The 18,243-nt window shown below is 65.5% G+C and carries 18 protein-coding genes; 7 read left to right on the forward strand and 11 right to left on the reverse strand.

Annotated features, from left to right (window positions below):
• Positions 1 to 12: 12 nt before the first annotated feature.
• The 8 genes from D6M19_RS05695 to D6M19_RS05730 all read right to left on the reverse strand — a co-directional run bounded on the left by D6M19_RS05695 (position 13) and on the right by D6M19_RS05730 (position 7,571).
• On the reverse strand, positions 13 to 939 hold the full coding sequence (locus D6M19_RS05695) for an ACP S-malonyltransferase (protein WP_123024223.1): 927 nt from the start codon (positions 937 to 939) through the stop codon (positions 13 to 15).
• The gene (locus D6M19_RS05700) at positions 936 to 1,541 is read right to left on the reverse strand and encodes a malonate decarboxylase holo-ACP synthase (RefSeq protein WP_164478345.1); all 606 of its coding nucleotides are present in this window, start codon (positions 1,539 to 1,541) and stop codon (positions 936 to 938) included. Before D6M19_RS05700 ends, D6M19_RS05695 begins: the two co-directional genes overlap by 4 nt.
• Complete coding sequence (gene mdcD, locus D6M19_RS05705; RefSeq protein WP_123024225.1) at positions 1,538 to 3,259, reverse strand: biotin-independent malonate decarboxylase subunit beta; 1,722 nt, start codon at positions 3,257 to 3,259, stop codon at positions 1,538 to 1,540. Before mdcD ends, D6M19_RS05700 begins: the two co-directional genes overlap by 4 nt.
• Positions 3,256 to 3,576, reverse strand: coding sequence for a malonate decarboxylase acyl carrier protein (gene mdcC / locus D6M19_RS05710; protein WP_123024226.1), 321 nt, complete (start codon positions 3,574 to 3,576; stop codon positions 3,256 to 3,258). The genes mdcD and mdcC overlap by 4 nt, the downstream gene beginning before the upstream one ends.
• Positions 3,576 to 4,418, reverse strand: coding sequence for a triphosphoribosyl-dephospho-CoA synthase (locus D6M19_RS05715; protein WP_123024481.1), 843 nt, complete (start codon positions 4,416 to 4,418; stop codon positions 3,576 to 3,578). The genes mdcC and D6M19_RS05715 overlap by 1 nt, the downstream gene beginning before the upstream one ends.
• Positions 4,419 to 4,423: 5 nt before the next feature.
• Positions 4,424 to 6,079 carry a malonate decarboxylase subunit alpha gene (mdcA, locus tag D6M19_RS05720; protein WP_123024227.1) on the reverse strand — a complete coding sequence of 552 codons (1,656 nt, stop codon included), beginning with the start codon at positions 6,077 to 6,079 and terminating at the stop codon, positions 4,424 to 4,426.
• Positions 6,076 to 6,909, reverse strand: coding sequence for an alpha/beta fold hydrolase (locus D6M19_RS05725; RefSeq protein ID WP_123024228.1), 834 nt, complete (start codon positions 6,907 to 6,909; stop codon positions 6,076 to 6,078). The genes mdcA and D6M19_RS05725 overlap by 4 nt, the downstream gene beginning before the upstream one ends.
• Before the next feature lie 65 nt (positions 6,910 to 6,974).
• Positions 6,975 to 7,571 (reverse strand): TetR family transcriptional regulator, encoded by a 597-nt coding sequence (locus tag D6M19_RS05730; RefSeq protein WP_123024229.1) that lies wholly within the window; start codon positions 7,569 to 7,571, stop codon positions 6,975 to 6,977.
• A gap of 237 nt (positions 7,572 to 7,808) precedes the next feature.
• Between D6M19_RS05730 and D6M19_RS05735 the strand changes: the two genes are divergently transcribed.
• Genes D6M19_RS05735 through D6M19_RS05755 form a run of 5 tightly spaced genes read left to right on the forward strand, consistent with a single transcriptional unit; the run spans position 7,809 to position 13,373 of the window.
• Positions 7,809 to 8,675: an amidohydrolase family protein gene (locus tag D6M19_RS05735; RefSeq protein ID WP_123024230.1), complete on the forward strand. Its 867-nt coding sequence runs from the start codon at positions 7,809 to 7,811 to the stop codon at positions 8,673 to 8,675.
• Positions 8,676 to 8,681: 6 nt separating this feature from the next.
• On the forward strand, positions 8,682 to 10,907 hold the full coding sequence (locus D6M19_RS05740) for an acyl-CoA dehydrogenase family protein (RefSeq protein WP_123024231.1): 2,226 nt from the start codon (positions 8,682 to 8,684) through the stop codon (positions 10,905 to 10,907).
• 37 nt (positions 10,908 to 10,944) lie between these two features.
• Positions 10,945 to 12,135: an amidohydrolase family protein gene (locus D6M19_RS05745; RefSeq protein ID WP_123024232.1), complete on the forward strand. Its 1,191-nt coding sequence runs from the start codon at positions 10,945 to 10,947 to the stop codon at positions 12,133 to 12,135.
• 10 nt (positions 12,136 to 12,145) lie between these two features.
• Positions 12,146 to 12,430, forward strand: a complete 285-nt coding sequence (locus D6M19_RS05750; RefSeq protein WP_123024233.1) for a hypothetical protein — start codon at positions 12,146 to 12,148, stop codon at positions 12,428 to 12,430.
• A gap of 34 nt (positions 12,431 to 12,464) precedes the next feature.
• Positions 12,465 to 13,373 carry an LLM class flavin-dependent oxidoreductase gene (locus D6M19_RS05755; protein WP_123024234.1) on the forward strand — a complete coding sequence of 303 codons (909 nt, stop codon included), beginning with the start codon at positions 12,465 to 12,467 and terminating at the stop codon, positions 13,371 to 13,373.
• Between the two features lie 24 nt (positions 13,374 to 13,397).
• Here the strand turns inward: D6M19_RS05755 and D6M19_RS05760 are convergent, their stop codons facing one another.
• Positions 13,398 to 14,105: an SDR family NAD(P)-dependent oxidoreductase gene (locus D6M19_RS05760; protein ID WP_123024235.1), complete on the reverse strand. Its 708-nt coding sequence runs from the start codon at positions 14,103 to 14,105 to the stop codon at positions 13,398 to 13,400.
• Complete coding sequence (locus tag D6M19_RS05765) at positions 14,102 to 14,707, reverse strand: nuclear transport factor 2 family protein (RefSeq protein WP_164478346.1); 606 nt, start codon at positions 14,705 to 14,707, stop codon at positions 14,102 to 14,104. The genes D6M19_RS05760 and D6M19_RS05765 overlap by 4 nt, the downstream gene beginning before the upstream one ends.
• 132 nt (positions 14,708 to 14,839) lie before the next feature.
• On the opposite strand from D6M19_RS05765, the gene D6M19_RS05770 reads away from it, so the two are divergent.
• Entirely contained in the window at positions 14,840 to 15,640 is an 801-nt protein-coding gene (locus D6M19_RS05770; RefSeq protein WP_123024237.1) for a helix-turn-helix transcriptional regulator, read from the forward strand.
• Between the two features lie 73 nt (positions 15,641 to 15,713).
• Here D6M19_RS05770 and D6M19_RS05775 read toward each other — a convergent pair whose 3' ends face one another.
• Entirely contained in the window at positions 15,714 to 16,559 is an 846-nt protein-coding gene (locus D6M19_RS05775) for a mycofactocin-coupled SDR family oxidoreductase (RefSeq protein WP_123024482.1), read from the reverse strand.
• A gap of 73 nt (positions 16,560 to 16,632) precedes the next feature.
• Here D6M19_RS05775 and D6M19_RS05780 point away from each other — a divergent pair, with 73 nt between their 5' ends.
• Complete coding sequence (locus D6M19_RS05780; RefSeq protein ID WP_123024483.1) at positions 16,633 to 18,003, forward strand: WS/DGAT/MGAT family O-acyltransferase; 1,371 nt, start codon at positions 16,633 to 16,635, stop codon at positions 18,001 to 18,003.
• Positions 18,004 to 18,243: the final 240 nt, after the last annotated feature.

Genomic DNA, 18,243 nt, shown 5'->3' on the forward strand with positions numbered 1-18,243 from the left:
CCAGGTGTCGGTTCATTGAATTGACCGACGCGCTTTTCCGGCAACGCTCTCAAAACTGTCGTCCTGCAGGGACAACGACACCACCGTGGGAGCGTTCGCGGTGTTGAGCCGGGTGAGCACATGGCCGGGTCGCATCTCAATGGCACACGTAACGCCCAGCTCGGGCATCAACCGAGTGGCGTCATACCACCGCACCGGTTGCGCGACTGCGGCCGCGAGGTCATCGAGTACGGCGTCTGCAGTGCCGACGGCGCGCCCTCCGGTGTTGGTCAGGTAGCGGCCAGACGGCGTGCGCCGGGTCAATGCCGATAAGTGGACGGCCATCCGGTCAGCGGTTTGACCCTGCAGCGGGCAGTGGGACGCAACGTCGACGTCGAGGAAGTCGAGAGCTCCGGCGCCATGAGCTTCGGCTGCCGTGGCTGCGCTGAGAAGGGCGTTACGCGAGCCGCTCAATACTGTCTGCGTCGCACTGTTGATGTTCGCCACCCAGAGATCGGCATGCTTTGCGGCGAATTCGCGGGCCGCCCTTGTCGGCAGGCCGATGACGGCAGCCATACCCCAATCGCCTTGTGCGCACGCCTCTTTCATGAGGTTTCCGCGCAGCTCAACTGCGGCCAGTGCCTCGGAGAACGTCACGACGCCCGCGCTGACGGCCGCTGCGAACGCACCCACCGAGTGCCCGGCGACGAACTCCGGAGTCAGGCCATGGTCTTCCCGCAGTGCGCGTGCGCAAGCCACGCCTGCGACCAGCAACGCGATCTGGGCATGCGCGGTGTCGCGAAGGGTGTCGGAGCCATCGACGTCGGTTGGGCGACCGGAAGCGTCCGCCCAGGAGTCGAATTCGTCGAGGACGGCTTCCGTCACGGGGGTTCTCGGCAGCGCCTTCAGCATGTTGGGCTGCTGCGATCCCTGGCCGGGAAACAGGAACGCCAGGCTCACGGCGCCGCGACGAGACGCTCGACCAACCGCGGTCCAAACGGCGTTCGAACCAGCACGTCGTCGCTGGCCGAGACGAGTTCGGCCAGCGCAATAGCACCCTTGGGTGTCTCCACCTGGCAGTCCACCCGGACATCCAGCCGAGCCAATTGCGTGTGCACTTCACCGAGGCGTTGCAGGACCTCGCCGTCACACAGCGAGGTGCGCACCACCACGTCCAGATCGCTGGTGGCCGACGCGGTGGGAAGCCCGGTCGCCAATTCGAATCCGACACTGCCGGTCGGGCCCCATCGCAGACCGCGGAAGATTTCTCGCACAGCGGGCAGCATTTCCAGCACCGGCAAGTTCCGGGCCGGGAGGGTAACGGCGAGATCCTCTGGCGTCACCAGTTCCCGCACCGACTCCCAGCCGATCGTCCACGGATACCGCTGGGATCGATCGCTGCCGCGGACTCCCACCGGGATCAGCCCGTCGGGCACCGCGGCGCGCCGAACCACCACCCACGGGGCGGCACTCAGTGCTGTCCCTGGCCACGCAGGTGCGTCGGTCGGCAGGAGCGCCGTCGCCGCGGCGGACAGCCTCAGCAGGTCGTGGGGCCGCGTCACGGGTTCCACTCTCGGCCGAGGACTTCACGCACGGCACGAGACGCGTGGCGCGTCACCTTTGCCGCGGCCGAGTCGAGGCGGTTGGACAGGTCGACCGGACCGCAGCGGGCGCGCTCGACGGCGTCGGCGACGGCCGCCGCGACGGTCTCGACGTCGCGGGCGGTCGGGGCGTCTGCGTCGTCGACCTTCAGCAGCCCGTCGCAGAACCCGAGCGTGGCCCAGTCTTCGACGTTGTAGCTCATCGGCGTAATCGAGGTGGCGAGCTCATCGAGTTGCTCAACCGTCCGCAGCGTTATCCGCGCCGCCGCCGCCTTGTGCATGGCGTGGATCTCCACCCCCGGGTCATCGAGCGCCAGAATCTGATTGGCCTGCAGGCCGTGGGTGAGAAATCCCCCCGACAGGGCGGTGCCCACCACCACGGCGACGACGGGATGTCCTGCGTTCCGCGCGGTGTGGTACGCGTCGACCGTGGTCGCCATGGCCTGATGCAGGCCCGCGGTCTCCTCGATGCGGCCGTACGCCTGGCTTGGCAGGTCGACGACCGCGATGATCGCGCGTTTGGTGGGGGCGTCGCTGTCGGCGTCGACGATCTCGTGGACAGCCTCTGCCAGCGCCAGCGATTCGGTGAGCCCGACCTGCCCTTCACGGGCCCGGTAGAAGGGGTTCTCCGGGTCGGGGACCACTGCAAGGTAGCGCGCTGTGTCGGTGGTGGCGCTCAGCACCGAAGGGATGACCTCGTCGGGCGGTTCGATGCCACTGAGCACGCGCAGCCAGGTGCGACCTCGGGTGTCGGGCGCAATACCCTTGCGGCGCGGATGATCCGATGCCGCGACAGGGGTGTACACGCGTCCCCAGAGTTGGCGCAGAGACAGTGGATCCAACGGATGCGAAGGATCGATCGTGGCCAGTCGCGATGCCAACGTGTCGAGGCGTTGGCTGCGGTGCCCTCCTGCCTCGGTGACACCCGATCGGATGGCACCGGTCAGGGCGTCGCGCAGCATCTGCGTGTCGTCGGGAACGAGGTCGTCGGCCAGCCCCGTGCCGTACCGCTGCTCCCCGCCGTCAACCGCCCAGATCAATTCGTGGTCGCTGGAATCGAATTCGTCGACGCCGCCTTCCTGCTCGATGACCGCGGGGCCGTTGAGCCCGATGCGGGCCTGCGGAGTGACGATGAGCCGGGTACACAGGCCCGCGGCGATGCTCATCCCACCGAAGGATCCGACCGTGCCCGCGACGACCCCGATCACCGGTGCCAGCGGGCGCAGATCGAGTACAGCTGAGCAGATCTCGGCGACGGCGTTGAGCCCGAGATTGGCTTCCTGCAGGCGCACCCCGCCGGTCTCGAAAAGGATGATCCCCGCCGTCGGTGTGCCCGCGCGCGAGTCGGCGGCCGCCAACAACAACGCCTGAGAGATCTTGGCGCCGGAGACCTCACCCGTCCCGCCGCCCTGGAACCCCTGCTCGATAGCGGCGACGACGACAGCGCGGCCGTCGACACTGCCGCGGACGATGACCGTGCCGTCGTCGGATTGCGGCGTGATGCCCTGCGGTTCCAGCCACGGCGACTCGAGTCGGTCGAAAGGACCGGCCAGCACCCGAGCGGTACCTGGATCCAGCAGCGCGGTGGCCCGACCGAGCGCGTCGAGTTCGATGAAGCTGTGCCGTGAGAGTAATTGCGGCCAAGTCAATCCGGCCAGCGGCGACTGCGCGGCGGTCATGAGCCCGCTGCGATCGCGGTAGCAGCTTCTGCGGCTTGTCGCAGTCTCAGGTTGACGACGCCGGGGGTTGCGCCGAAGTCGTTGAGCTCCCATCGGCCGCCAAGCGGCAGGCGGCTGAAGAAGCGTTCCAATACGTCATGCCATACGGCGTTGAACCCGTCGACGCTTGTGCGAACCCGTACCGCGACGGTATCGCCGGGCTCAGATCCGCCTGGCGGCTGCAGCAGGATCTCCAGATCGCCAGACGCGACGACGCCGACATGCACGGCGTGAGATGCGGGGCGCGACGCCGGGAATTCGTAGGTCAAGGTTTGCATCACACACCCACCCTCATATGGACCGCGTCGAGAAACAGTGTGGCCGCCAACAGGTCTCCGCTGCCACCGGGCGACAGGCGTCGCGACCGGCAGATCCGGTCGAGTTCGACGAATCGTTGCCGTCCCTCTGGGGTCTGCAATCCTCCCGCGCCGAGCACCCCGCCCGCGCCGGATTGCACCGCGCTCAAGCCGGTGACACCGCCGCGATGAAGTATGCAGGTGTCGTCGAGATGGGCGATGAGCGCCAGCAGGGCCGCCAGGCGCGCCGTCGATTCGTCGGCGCCTGAATTGCGCGCAGCGCTCAACGCGGGCAGCGCGTAGAGGCGGACGTGCGGAAAGCCGCTCTGCGCTTCACCTTTGGCGCCCGTGGCGCCGTAACGGCGCCGCGCTCGCGCGCCGTGTGATGTCGGCGCGGCTTGGTGCGGATCGGACAGTGCGGCGAGTTGTGCCGCCACGCCAACAGGGTCTTGAGGGTCGGCGGCAGCGCCTGCGCTCAGAAGTCCCAGCGCCCACAGCGCACCGCGGTGGGTGTTGACCCCGCCGGTCGCGGCGAGCATAGCCGCCTCGCCGGCTCGTCCGATTGCGCCGATGCGGGCACGTAAGCCCATTGTGATCGCCGAAGCCCTCGCCGTTGACGCGCATTCGGTGAGCGCATCGCGCAGCGCCTCAGCGGAGCGGTGCAACATTGCCACGTCCATGTCGGAATGCGCCCCGCCGCCGCGCTGGTCGACCAGACCGGGCTTCGGCGTCAGGTCGGCCTCGGCGTACATCGCCGCCACTGCGATATCGGCGATCTCGTCATCGGAAAGAACTCGTGCGGGGGCGGTGGTCGGCTTGACCATGGTGCTCACCAGTTCCTGAATTTCGCAGGTGGATCGTAGAGGCCGCCGGACCAGGCGACGAGGTCTTCGATGCTGCGAGCGGCCAACAGGGACCGGTCGGCGAGGCGTGTTTCGACCTTGAGGTCCTCGGGAAACGCGACGAGCCCGTCGCGGCGCAGCGCCTCGACCCGACGCGCCTCGACCCTGCGCCCCACCGGAGTCACGCCGGCGATCGCGGCCAGTGCCGCGCGCCGGTCCTCGAGCGAGGATGCCTTGTACAGATAGGCGACCCCTTCTTCGGTGACGACGTGCGAGACGTCGTCGCCGTAGATCATCACCGGCGGCAGCGGCATTCCTGCCTGCTTGCCGACTTCGACGGCGTCCAACGTCTCGACGAATGTGGGCACTCCGCCTGCGCGGAATGTCTGCGCCATCTGCACCACGAGTTTCCGTCCCCGCCTGCCCGCACCCGTGCCGTGGGCGAGGTCGAGCCACGCAGCCGATGAGTGGCGCCGCCCGTGCGGGTCGTGGCCCATGTTGGGGGCCCCGCCGAATCCCGACAGCCGTCCGTCGGTGACGGTCGACGAGTTGGCGTCGCGGTCGATCTGCAGCGATGACCCGATGAACATGTCGATCGCGTACTGACCGGCGAGTTGGGCGAGCACCCGGTTGGAACGCAGTGATCCGTCGCGGCCGGTGAAGAACACGTCGGGCCTGGCGGCGGCATAACGGTTCATGCCTGCCTCGCCGCCGAAGCTGTGGATCGTCTCGACCCAACCCGATTCGATCGCCGGGATCAGGGTGGGATGTGGGTTGAGCACCCAGTGCCGTGCGATTCGCCCTTTCAAACCGAGTTGCTCACCGTAGGTGGGTAGCAGCAACTCGATGGCGGCGGTGTCGTACCCGACACCGTGGTTCAGCGACACCACTTGGTGGCGTTCGTAGACGCCCCGGATCGCGATCATCGCCTTCAGGATCTCGACTCCGCCGATGTGGCGCGGATCGCGGGTGAACAGCGGCTCCAGGAAGAAGGGCTTGTCGGCTTGCACCACGAGATCGACCCAGCTACCCGGAATATCAATGCGCGGAAGCGATTCGGATTCGACGATCTGATCGGCCTGGACGATCACCACACCGTCGTGAAACGCCGCGGCCTCGGCGATCGTCGGGGTGTCCTCGGTATTGGGCCCGGTGTACAGGTTGCCGTCCCGGTCGGCCGCCGACGCGCACAGCAGGACGACATCGGGCGCCAGGTCGACGAACATTCGCGCGTACAACTCGACGTAGGTGTGGATCGCGCCGATGTGGATCGTGCCGTCTTCGACCATCTGCGCGATGCGCACGCTCTGGGGACCGGCGTACGCGAGGTCGAGCTTCGTGGCGATGCCGCGTTCGAACAGGTCGAGGTGTTCGGGCAGCGATACCGACGAGATCAGCATGTGCAGCCCGTTGACGCGCTTGGGGTCGCATTGGGCCAAGGTGCGCGACAGGAAGTCCGCCTGCTTCTGGTTGTCGCCCTCAAGCGCGACCCGGTCACCAGACCAGATCACGGCATGCAGCAGATCCTGTAGCCGGCCCGTCTTGACCACCTTGTCGTCGGTGAGGTCGGCGGCCGCCGCCAGGCGCTTCGCTTTCGCAGTGCGCCGCGTGTCCCACCTCCCCGGCGAAGTCGACGATTTCATGACGTCACTTTATGGACTGCGTCGAGGATCACGGCAGTCACCGCTTCGGGATGGGATATCAGGGTGAGGTGCGAGCCGCCGTCGAACTCGGTGACCGTGGAGTTGGCACGCTTGGCCATCGCGCGTTCCGACGTCGGCGTAATGATCTGGTCGCCGCTGCTGATGAAGTACCACGACGGGATCGTCTTCCACGCCGCATAGCGCGACGGTGTGTCGAACGCTGCGGTCGAGGCGGCGCGCTGCGAGGCCCACAGCCGTGTCGCCACGTCGGCGGGAAGGTCGTTGCCGAAGTGCGCAAGGAATACGTCCTTCTTGAGGTAGAGGTCCACCGCGCCTGGGGGCGCACCGGGGTAGGGAAGTTTGTCGAACAGTTCGTCCTCCGGCATGTGTTTGAGCACCGAGTCGGCGCCGCTGAGTGAGCCGTTGGTCTCGCCGACGTCGGGTGCGGCGGCGTCGACGTACACCAGCGCCTTGACGTTGGGGTTGCCTTCGGCGGCATTGGTGATCACCGAACCGCCGTAGGAGTGCCCGACCAGCACGATAGGTCCGCCGATCGATCGCAGGAAGTCCGCGACGTCGTCGGAATCGGTGGTGAGGTTCTCCAGTGGATTTGCGACGGCCCGCACGACGTAGCCTTGCTGTTGCAGCTCCTCGACCTCACCGTCCCAGCTGGACGCATCGGCCCATGCGCCGTGCACCAGCACGATGGTGGGCTTCGCGGCGCTTGGCTCGGCGGCCGATGTGGTCGGTGTGATCAGCGACCACACGACCGCCGCGGCACACACCAGCGCGAGTAGGTAGGAGACGCGTCCGACGCTTCGAGAGATCATGGGGATGACGTTCGCAGGAAGCGAGCGTGCGGGTCATCGATGCTGACGCCCAAGTGCTATACCCGCTAGCTGGAAGACCTGCCAACGAAGGTCCTGGCGTCGTCGAGTAGGACTCGGGCGACCCAGTCGACTCTGCTCAGGGACTCCTCCAACGTCATCATTCCGGTGAGCACGCCACTGAGTGCCGTGTTCAATGCGGCGTTCAGGCAGAACGTGATGTTCGGAATATCGGTCGGTTCAACACCTTCGAGGAGCCGATTGAACAATTCGGTGTTCGTGCGATTCATCTGATCGATGGTGGCCTTCGCTTCGGGATCTACCGATGTCGCCGTCTGAAACATCAGCGCAGTCATCGCCGGGTTGCGGTGAAACGCGCGCTGGGCGCGTTGCAGATAGTCCAGGACACCGCGCAGTGGATCGTGATCTCGATCAGTGCGGTCGCGTGAAGCGAGGATGCGGCGGGTGAGCCGCTTCTGCCAGTCCTCCAAGGCTGCCGCGAGCAGGTGGTCCTTGGAGCCGAAGTAGCGGTATACGGTCGCCAACGCCACTCCTGAACGGTGGGCGACGTCGCGCATCTGCAGCGCCTCGGCGCCCACCTCGGCGATCAGGTCGGTCACCGCTTCGATGACCTTGGCCCGCCGGATCAGCTGACGGCTGGTCATATCCGCCAGCGGGACAACGGAGGATTCGGACGGCTCGACTGGGGTGTTTACGATGCGACCTCCATCCTGGATATCCGAGAACACGCTTCTCGATATTCCGGCATGACTCACTGCAAATAGCTCGACAAGACCTTGTTATTGCAGCTAGTCGTGTCGTGCTAGCTTGACACAAGTAGAACCACGTTTCAATAATGGTCGAGCACTACGCCCCGAGTGCCAGCGCGATCGGAGGTTTCCATGGCCGGACCCGTCGGTCTGCCGGTGATCGACACGATGATCGGATTTCCCCATGAGGGGTCCGCTCAATATGACTTCATCCGCAAGCAGACGAAGGACCGACAGTCCAAGGAGGACTTCGAGTTCCCCGTCGAGTACATGTTCAAAGACGTGCCCAATGGGCTGCCGACCGACGACCCGGTGTCTCTGGTGCTTGCGCAGATGGATCGGTTCGGCATCGAGAAGGCGATGATCGGAGTCGGCGAGGACTCCGCCCAACTCGCACTCAAGATGTTCCCCGACCGCTTCGTGCCCTCCGGCGCGCTCGTCGACCCCAACGACGTGATGGGCTCGGTGAACGCGATCCGCCGAGAGTACGAGCAGTTCGGTATTCGCGCGACGTCCGTGTTCCCCGCGGGAACCTTTCCCCAGGTTCCCATCGACGACCCGAAGATGTACCCGATCTATGCCACCTGCGTGGAACTGGACATCCCGATCTTCGTCTGTGCCGGCGTTCCGGGACCACGGGTTCCCTTTACACCGCAGGAAGTTTCACGGATCGACATCGTGATGTTCGACTTCCCGGATCTGGTGTTCGTGACCCGCCACGGCTGCGAGCCGTGGGAGGACCTCGCGGTCAAGTTGATGTTGAAGTGGCCCAACCTGTATTACTCGACTTCGGCCTTCGCGCCCAAGTACTACCCGAAGGCCATCATCGACTACGCGAACTCCCGCGGCGCGGACAAGGTCCTCTACGCCGGGTACTTTCCGATGGGCCTGTCGCTGGAACGCATCTTCAGTGAGCTGCCCAACGTGCCGTTGAAGGATGAGGTGTGGCCGAAGTTCCTGTACGGCAACGCTGCCCGCATTCTCGGGCTGGACGGCTGAGCGCCTGTGGCACTCGCGATCAGCGCTGAGCAGGAACAACTTGTCGACGCCGTCAGCCGGTTCGCCGACAGGCACGCGCCGATCGACAAGACCCGCGCCTCGTTCGATTCGATCGCGGCGGGTGAATTGCCGCCCTGGTGGGAGGAATTCGTTGCGCGCGGCTTTCACGCGGTGCACCTGCCCGAGCGGGCCGGCGGTCAGGGCGGACACCTCGCCGACATGGCATGTGTGGTCGAGGCCGCCGCCGCAGCGCTGTTGCCTGGCCCGCTGCTGAGCACGGCGACCGCAAGCGCCGTCGCCAATCTGGCCGATGAGTCGGCCGAACCGCTGATCGCCGATCTGGCGGCAGGTGCAACCGCGGTTGCCGTCCTGCCCGAGCACTCCGATGTGCGGGTTGTTCGCGACGAGACTGGCTGGCGGCTCAACGGCTCGTTGAGCTCGCAGTTGGGAATCCTTGCGGCACATTACATTCTGTTGACGGCGCGCACAGATGACGGCACCGAAATGTGGTTCACGCTCGACGCGCGCTCCCCGGGACCGGGGTTCACCGTCGAAGGGCAACAGGGCACCGACCTGTGCACCGACGTGGGGGTGCTCCACCTCTCCGACCACGCCGTCGGTGCAAGTGCGGCGTTATCTGGCATCTCCACCCAGCGCGCCCGCTGCATCGTGGTGGCGTTCGCGGCCTGCGCTGCCGGGGGCACCGTGCGCCACTGCGCCGATGCGGCCACCGAGTACATCCGCACCCGCGAGCAGTTCGGCAGGCCCGTCGGTGCGTTCCAGGCATTGCAACACAAGGCGGCCGTGCTCCTGGTCAACTCCGAACTGGCGGCCGCGGCCGCCTGGGATGCGGTACGGGCGGCCGATGAATCCGTCGAACAGCACCGGATCGCTGCGGCCACCGCCGCCTTGATGGCGATTGGTACCGCGCCCGACCTGGTGCTCGACGCGCTGCTGATGTTCGGCGCGATCGGCTACACATGGGAACACGACACCCACCTCTACTGGCGCCGCGCCACCAGCCTCGCCGCGTCGCTGGGGCCGATGACGCAGTGGAGCCGCGAAGTGGGGGAGTTGGCCCGCACGCAGAAGCGCTCCACCGCAGTGAATCTCGGCGACGTCGAGTCCGAGTTCCGTGCCCGGGTCTCGGCAACGCTCGATCGGGCGATGACGCTCGACATCGACCATCCCTCCGAGGACGCGAGAAACCCCGGTCTTGCCACGGGACCGCAGAGGGATCTGCTGGCCCGCGAAGGTCTGGTCGCGCCGAACCTGCCTTCGCCGTGGGGTCTTGACGCGTCCGCGGTGCAGCAGGTGATCATCGCCGAGGAGTTCGACAAGCGACCCGATTTGATCAGGCCCTCGCTCGGCATCGCCGAGTGGATTCTGCCGACGATTCTCGGCAGCGGCACCGACGCGCAACGTGAGCGGTTCGCGATGCCCATCCTGCGTGGCGTTCAACGATGGTGCCAACTGTTCAGCGAACCCGGAGCCGGTTCGGATCTGGCGTCGCTGGCCACCCGCGCCAGCAAGGTCGACGGCGGATGGATCGTCAACGGGCACAAGATCTGGACCTCGCTGGCGAACCGGGCCGACTTCGGGGCGATGCTGGCGCGTACCGATCCGGACGCGCCGAAACACGGTGGGATCGGCTACTTCCTCGTCGATATGACAACGCCCGGCATCGAGGTCTCGCCGATCAAACAGGCCAGCGGCCGCGCCGAATTCAACGAGGTTTTCTTCACCGACGTGTTCGTGCCCGACGACATGCTCGTCGGTGAGGCCGACGGCGGATGGGGCCTGGCCGTCTCGACGATGGCCGTCGAACGAACGGCGATCGGCAACTACGTCACCATCGATCGTGCCGACGCCCTCAGGAGAATGGCGGCGATCGACGGCCAGGAACAGGATGCGGCGCTGCGCGCGCTCGGCGACGTCGAGGCCTACACCATTGCCATCAAGGCCATGGTGCTGCGGGAAACGCTGCGGCTGGTCGACGGGCAGGCCGCAGGCCCGACCTCCAGCATCGCCAAGTACGCGATGGTCACGCTGTTGCGTCGGGCACACACGGCAACCCTGTCCCTGACGGGTCGTATCGCGATGCTGGAGGAATCCGACCCGGCCGTTTTCCAGCCCTACTTCGATGCCCCGGCTGAGCTCATCGGCGGCGGCACCCCGGAGATCCAACTCACGGTCATCGCATCGATGATCCTCGGCCTGCCACGCAAGTAGACGACAGGCAGCCAGCTCAAGAAAGGATGCCGCCACGATGACACAGCTCCCCTTCAAGTACTTCGACTGCGACAACCACTATTACGAGGCCGTCGACGCGTTCACCCGCCACATCGAGCCGCAGTACAGGAAGCGCGCCATCCAGTGGGCCGAGCTCGACGGCAGGCAACGTCTGCTGGTCGGCGGCAGGGTCAACCGGTTCATCCCCAACCCGACGTTCGACCCGGTCGGTAAGCCCGGCGCGCTCGACGAGTACTTCCGCGGCCGCAACCCCAGAGGCGCGGACTTGAACGCGTTGTTCGGTGAACTGGAGCCGATCCGTCCCGCATACCGCGACCGTGACGCCCGGCTTGCTCTCATGGACGAGCAGGGCATGCATGGTTGCATCCTGTTGCCCACCCTCGGTGTTGGTATGGAGCAGGCGCTACTGCCCGACCTGGACGCCGCGGCAGCCACGTTCCGCGCCTTCAACCGCTGGATGGACGAAGACTGGGGATTCGCCTACCAGGAGCGCATTTTCGGCGCACCCTACATCACGTTGTGCAAGCCGGACAACGCGATCCGCGAACTGGAGTGGGCGCTGGAGCGCGACGCGCGCTTTATCGTGATGGTCCCGGGGCCGATCATGACCGACGTCGGCATGCGTGCGCCCGGCGACCCGATGTTCGACGACTTCTGGCGACTCGCGAACGATTCGGGCATCACAATCTGCTACCACTCCGGCGAGACGTACTACTCGAAGTTCATGCCTGCCTGGGGTGAACCGGACTACATGATGTCCTTCCAGGCCTTGCTTGGCTTCCGGTCCTTGTTCTCCGGGGACGCGCTGCAGGACACGTTCGCCAACCATCTGCACAACGGTCTGTTTCTCCGGTTCCCCAACCTGCGGATGGCGTCCATCGAAAGCGGTTCGACGTGGGTGTTCCATCTCTTCGAGAAGCTCTCCAAGTCCTGGGGACAGATCCCGCAGATCTACAAGGAGGATCCGCGCGAGACCTTCAAGCGCCACGTCTGGGTATCGCCGTTCTACGAGGACGAATTGGCAAGCCTGCTCAAGTTGCTCGGCGTGAAGCGCATCATCATGGGTTCGGACTTCCCCCACGTCGAAGGCCTTGCCGATCCCGCGTCCTACATCAAGGACCTGGAGAACTTCGACTACACGCCCGATGAGTGCCGGACTGTCATGCGCGACAACGGTCTCGAGTTGTCGGTTCGTCAACCGGTGTGACCGCCGCGCGATGAAGGTCGAGAGGTCCAGCCTGGTCGCCATGCTGCTGGAGGTCGGCGAGGAGAACGCGGCGGTGCTGGTCGCGCGCTCGCAGTTGCCCGACGAGGTCGACACCGACCGCGACCTGGACACCTTGGTGTCGTTCGGCTTGGACCGCGATCAGGTCGACGAGATCGCGCGGCTGACGATCGGCGCGATCGAACCCGAGGACGTCAACGTCCGTCGTCGACGCGACGAACTGGAGAAGACCATCTCTCGCAGGTGGGCCGACCTCGTCGACCGCTGGATGTCCTAGCGTCGGACCACCGCCACCCGGGAGGATGTGAGGGATGACCCTCCAATCCCCGTCCGTCGCCCGGAGCATCAGCGTGGGCGCGGTGTTTCGTCCGCAGACGGCTCCCGAACGCATCGCCAGCGTTGCACGGGCCGCCGACGCCTCGGGTCTGCACGAGTTGTGGCTGTGGGAAGACTGCTTTCTGGCTGGGGGAATCTCCGCTGCTGCGATAGCGCTGGCCAACAGCCAACGGCTCAAGGTTGGTATCGGTGTGCTGCCGGTACCGATGCGCAACGTCGCCCTGACCGCGATGGAGATCGCCACCCTCGACCGCGCATACCCGGGACGCATCCGGGTCGGTGTCGGCCACGGTGTTCAAGACTGGATGGCGCAGATCGGTGAGAAGGTCGCCTCACCGATGACCTTGCTCCGCGAGTACGTGACCGTCCTTTCCGCGCTGCTTCGCGGTGACCGCGTCACTTTCGACGGCCGATACGTGCAGCTCACCGACGTGAGTCTCGACTGGCCACCCGACTCGGCGATCGAAGTCTTGCTGGGAGCCGAAAAGCCGCGAACCTTGGCTCTCAGCGGGGAACTAGGTTCAGGAACGGTGATCACCGGTGGTACCTCTCCTGACGGTCTGCGAGACGCATTACGGCACGTCGCCGCTGGCGCCGCCGATCACGGTGGCGTCAAACGACATTCGACTGTGATCTATGTAATCTGCGCCAGCGGTCCCGATGCGGCGCGGCAGGTACGTGACGAGTTGGCCTACTGGAATCTGGACGGTTCGCAGGACGTCGCCGCCTACGGGAAAGCCGAAGACATCGCCGCGGCTGCAGAACGGTGGATCGACGCCGGTGCGGACACCATCGTGTTTCAACCTCCCGCCGATGTCGACGCCGAAGACTTCGTCGGTGTCATCGGCAGGGATGTCCAGCCGTTGCTCATCCCACCCTCGTAGCCCGTCTTTCGGTGTCGCGGAGTGTCACCACGGAACTGGTCCGTGGGCGGAGACGAAACCCCCGGTGGGTCCGTCCGGCAGGGTCTGCGCCATCTCGACGATGATGCGCGCGCCTTCTTCGACCGTCTGCGTTCCGGTGCGGCCGTTGAGGTCGGTGTTGGTGTAGCCGGGCTCGACGGCATTGATCCGCATGCCGGGAAACTGTTTCGCGAACTGCACCGTGATCATGTTGACCGCCGACTTGGAGGCGGGGTAGGCCACGCCGGGGTAAAAGTGGGTAAAGCTGTCCGGCGACGCTGCGAGGCTCAACGAGCCCAGGCTGCTGCTGACGTTGACCACGACGGGCGCGGGTGAGCGCTGCAGCAGCGGCAGGAAAGCGTGGGTGACGCGGATGAGCCCGAAGACATTGGTGTCGAAGACTTCTCGCATCATGGCCGCGGTTGTTGCCTCAGCGCCGATGATCGAGTTGTTCTCGCCGCGACCTTCGACGCCTGCATTGTTGATCAGGACGTCGATGCCGCCCATTTCCTCGATGAGATGAGCTGCGGCGGAGACGGAATCATCGTCGGTCACGTCGAGTGCCACCAACCGCGCACCCAATTGCTGGGCCGCATCTTGGCCTCGCTTGGGATCGCGGCAGCCGATGTAGACGGTGTGACCGATGGCGATCAATTGGCGAGCGGTCTCGTATCCGAGGCCCTTGTTGGCTCCGGTGATCAGTGTGGTGGTCATTTCTTCATCTCCATTTCGTTGTTGTTGTTGAGCCATGCAAAGGCCTCGGCGAGCAACGCGTCGGCCAGGTCGGGTCGGTCATCGCTTGGCATGTTCACGTCGATGTCGTATCCGCGGATGACGAAGTAGTAGGCCAACATTCGATAGCCAGCCGGCATGGTGCTCAGCAGCTTCCTGTCGAGGGGAATCGCGTCACCGGGCATCACGGGCGTGAGGGTGTCGCGTTCGTAGATCGTCGAGAGGTCACAGATCTTGTACTGTCCGCATCGTCGCTCCAGCCGGTAGACGGCGCGGGCGTAGCTGATGAGATCGGCCTCGATGCCGTGCAGTTCGACGCGGAGCTCGATCGCCATCGGCATCGACACCACGGCGCGCCGGCCTGTCACGTGCACGCTGGGAACCGAGAGGCGATGCCGAGAGCGGTCGCCTCGTGCTGCCATTCCGCGGGAGGCGTCGGCGAAGTCCCGTCCGGTGCCGGTGAACCACATCGATTGCACCCGCGACTCCCGGTGGTAGCACCCGGCCATCTGGTCCCACCAGCCGCGATCGCGTCCCTCACGTTCATGCGCGATCACTCCCACGAGTTCGGCCACATCAGTCATGGCTTCAGACCTCCGTTGTCGTCGGCACCACCTCGGTGCGTTCACCATCGAGTCTTGGCGGGCACGCGACGGCCTGGGTAGGTCCAACTCATCCTGGGTACTGGCAGTCCCACCCTTGGTTAGGCTTAGTGGGTGACCAGCGGGAACGCGCTCGGTGAGTACCTGAAGCTGCGCCGCGGCCGGGTCCGGCCGCAGGATGTCGGGCTCGAACCAGGCCCACGCAGGCGCGTCGATGGGTTACGCCGGGAAGAATTGGCCGCCCTCGCAGGCATCAGCGCCGACTACTACCTGCGCATCGAACAGGGCCGCGTTGCCCATCCCTCGTCGCAGATCCTCGATGCGCTCGCGCGGGCGCTTCGTATGGATGACTCGGCCACCGGGCATCTTCACCAACTCGCCCGCGCTGACCGCCCGATGCACACCGGAGCCGAGCACGTCGACGACGGCATTGTCAGCTTGATCGACCAGCTTCCGCTACCGGCCTATGTCGTCGGCAGATGTCTTGACTGCCTCGCGTCGAACGCGGCCGCCCACGCGTTGTCACCGAACTTCGCGCCTGGACGAAACCTGTTGCGTGCCTTGTTCCTTGACCCAGCTGAACGTGAACTGCACGTCGATTGGGACGAAGCGACCGCGAGCGTGGTCAGTGGGTTGCGCCAAGTCGCCGGAGGTGAAGCCAACGACCCCCGGCTGGAAATGATGGTGGAAGAGCTTCGCGCTGTCAGTCCGCGGTTCGAAATGTTGTGGACGCGAGCCGATGTGGGTTATCGCCGGTCCGGAACCGGCCACATGCGGCACCCGTTGGTCGGTGAACTGCATCTGCTTCGAAATCGACTCCTGATCCCCGACTCCGACGGTCAGCACCTGCAGATCTATCACGCAGCTCCTGGCACCGACACGGCCGAAAGGCTGGCCCGCCTCGCCCGGGCGTAACCGCCAGAACATTTATCCGGACAGCTCCGAGGGTGGCATCGTTGTGCGAGGTTGCACGAGAAGCGGTGAAGCCTCAGAACTTTGCGACGGCTCCCGCGTCGATCGGCAGCGCCGCTCCGGTGATGTACTTCGCCTCCTCGGACGCCAGGAACAGCACCGCGTTGCTGACCGCTCGTGCCTCGATCAGCGGCGCGGGCAGCATGTGAAAGTGCCCGATCACCGCGGCCGCGTCGTCCATCGTCGGCTCGGCGAGGTCGGGTCGTAGGGTGCGGTGGAACCATTCGTTGTCGAGCATCGGCGTCAGGATGTTGCCGGGGTGGATCGAATTCACCCTGATCCATTGCGGTGCAAGCTCATTGGCGAGCGAATTCATCAGCCCGACGACGGCGTGCTTGGCCGAGGCGTAGCCGGCCATGTAGCCCCCGCCGCGCAGCCCGAGCATGGAACTGACCAGAATGATGGATCCGCCACGGCCGTCGGACATATGGGGCAGTGCCACCTTGGTCGTATGCATCACACCGGTCAGGTTGATGTCGAGCATCGTCTGCCAGGCCGACTCGTCGATCAGGGCCACAGGGGAGGGTGTGCCACTGATACCTGCGTTGGCGACGACGATATCGGGGCGACCCAACTCGTCGACTCCGCGCTGCAGCGCGGCGCGAAGCCCGTCGAGATCCCTCACGTCCGCCTTGGCGGTAACGATGCGTCGATCCAGCTTCTCGACCAGCGCCGCGGTCTCGTCGAGATCGGCTTCCGTCGCTCCCGGGTAGCCGACGCTGTCGATGTCGGCACACACGTCGACCGCGATGATGTCGGCGCCTTCCTCGGCGAGCCGGATCGCGTGTTCGCGGCCCTGGCCGCGCGCCGCGCCGGTGATGAACGCGACCTTGCCGGCCACCCTGCCAACTGCGTTCGTCATCGTCACCTCTCGAGCAGAGGATAAGCACCTATACCTTGCATGAATCACCGGCGGTGTGGGTACCGTCACGTCGATGAAGCTCATCTCGCCGACTGACTCGATGTTCCTCATCGGCGAATCCCGTGAACACCCGATGCACGTGGCAAGTCTGCAACTCTTCAGACCGCCCGAGGACAGCGGCCCCGAATTCATTCGCGATCTGCACGAAACGATTGTCAAGAACGACGACTTCCAGCCGACGTTCAGAAAGCATCCCGGGCGGATGCTCGGCGGCATCTCCAACCTCACGTGGGCGTTCGACAACGACGTCGACATCGACTACCACCTCCGCATGTCGGGGTTGCCGCGTCCCGGCCGAATTCGCGAACTGCTCGAACTGACGTCGCGGTTACACGGCACGCTGCTAGACCGCCACCGGCCCTTGTGGGAGGCCAGCCTCGTGGAGGGCCTCGACGACGGACGGTTTGCGATCTACACCAAGATCCACCACTCGCTACTCGACGGCGTCTCCGCCCAGCGCCTGATGGTCCGGTCGATGTCGCCGGATCCCGACGACCGCGAGACCCGGGTGCCGTGGACGCTCGGCCCGAAGCGCAAGAGCAAGGGCTCGGGCGATCCGCGGTCGGCGCTGCAGTCGATCACCGGAGCGGTCGGATCGATCGCCTCGCTGGCTCCCGCGGGGTTGTCGGTGGCCAGGGCCGCGCTTGTGGAACAGCAACTGACCCTGCCGTTTCGCGCGCCGAAGACGATGTTCAACGTGCCGATCGGCGGAGCGCGGCGGGTGGCCGCACAGTCGTGGCCGCTGGCGCGGATCCGCGCCATCAAGTCCGCAGCCGGTGTCACCGTCAACGACGTCGTGTTGGCCATGTGCGCGGGAGCGCTGCGCGCCTACCTCATCGAACGCGACGCACTGCCGGACGCACCTTTGGTGGCAATGGTTCCGGTCAGCCTGCGCGCGGCCGACGAACAGGATGCCGGCGGCAACATGGTCGGCACGATTCTGTGCAACCTGGCCACTGACACCGCCGACCCCGCCAAGCGGCTCGACGCGATCAACACCTCGATGCGCGACAACAAGAAGGTCTTCGCCGAGCTTCCACGAAGTCAGGCACTGGCCTTGTCGGCGTTCCTGATGTCCGGCATCGCACTCGCGCTGGTGCCGGGTTTCGCGTCGTCGGCGCCGCCGGCTTTCAACATCGTCATCTCCAACGTTCCCGGCGCGCGTGAACCGATGTACTGGAACGGCGCGCGTCTGGACGGCAACTACCCGCTGTCGATCGCATTGGACGGGCAAGCCCTGAACATCACGCTGACCAACAACGCCGACAACCTCGACTTCGGCCTCGTCGGTTGCCGCCGCAGCATTCCGCACCTGCAGCGGCTGCTCACCCACCTCGAGGACTCGTTGACCGACCTGGAGCACGCCGTCGGCATTGCGTCCTGATGCACCAGCGCCGCAACTCGTCGCAGACCTGACGCTGTCCGACGGCCCGGCATATGTTTCACTGCTGGCGATCAGCCTTGCCGACATCAAACTTTCGACAGGGCGCCACCGGGAAGTCGAACAACCAACGGGGACTGCAGAAGGCAAGAGCTACAGGATCATCGGTCAAGCGGCGGTCGGCGACATGCCTGAAAAAAGCCCGAGTACAAGCGGGTCGAGGTCGAGGTCACGTGCCGATGG

The organism is Mycolicibacterium stellerae, from assembly GCF_003719305.1.
GTDB classification, from domain to species: Bacteria; Actinomycetota; Actinomycetes; order Mycobacteriales; family Mycobacteriaceae; genus Mycobacterium; species Mycobacterium stellerae.

Excerpts from the sequence above, each read along its gene's own strand:
- mdcC (WP_123024226.1), bottom strand. The coding sequence starts at position 3,576 with ATGCAAACCTTGACCTACGAATTCCCGGCGTCGCGCCCCGCATCTCAC.
- mdcD (WP_123024225.1), bottom strand. The coding sequence starts at position 3,259 with ATGACCGCCGCGCAGTCGCCGCTGGCCGGATTGACTTGGCCGCAATTA.
- D6M19_RS05780 (WP_123024483.1), top strand. The coding sequence starts at position 16,633 with ATGAAGCTCATCTCGCCGACTGACTCGATGTTCCTCATCGGCGAATCC.
- D6M19_RS05755 (WP_123024234.1), top strand. The coding sequence starts at position 12,465 with ATGACCCTCCAATCCCCGTCCGTCGCCCGGAGCATCAGCGTGGGCGCG.
- D6M19_RS05745 (WP_123024232.1), top strand. The coding sequence starts at position 10,945 with ATGACACAGCTCCCCTTCAAGTACTTCGACTGCGACAACCACTATTAC.
- D6M19_RS05750 (WP_123024233.1), top strand. The coding sequence starts at position 12,146 with ATGAAGGTCGAGAGGTCCAGCCTGGTCGCCATGCTGCTGGAGGTCGGC.
- D6M19_RS05760 (WP_123024235.1), bottom strand. The coding sequence starts at position 14,105 with ATGACCACCACACTGATCACCGGAGCCAACAAGGGCCTCGGATACGAG.
- D6M19_RS05775 (WP_123024482.1), bottom strand. The coding sequence starts at position 16,559 with ATGACGAACGCAGTTGGCAGGGTGGCCGGCAAGGTCGCGTTCATCACC.
- D6M19_RS05715 (WP_123024481.1), bottom strand. The coding sequence starts at position 4,418 with ATGGTCAAGCCGACCACCGCCCCCGCACGAGTTCTTTCCGATGACGAG.
- D6M19_RS05765 (WP_164478346.1), bottom strand. The coding sequence starts at position 14,707 with ATGACTGATGTGGCCGAACTCGTGGGAGTGATCGCGCATGAACGTGAG.
- mdcA (WP_123024227.1), bottom strand. The coding sequence starts at position 6,079 with ATGAAATCGTCGACTTCGCCGGGGAGGTGGGACACGCGGCGCACTGCG.
- D6M19_RS05735 (WP_123024230.1), top strand. The coding sequence starts at position 7,809 with ATGGCCGGACCCGTCGGTCTGCCGGTGATCGACACGATGATCGGATTT.
- D6M19_RS05730 (WP_123024229.1), bottom strand. The coding sequence starts at position 7,571 with ATGACCAGCCGTCAGCTGATCCGGCGGGCCAAGGTCATCGAAGCGGTG.
- D6M19_RS05725 (WP_123024228.1), bottom strand. The coding sequence starts at position 6,909 with ATGATCTCTCGAAGCGTCGGACGCGTCTCCTACCTACTCGCGCTGGTG.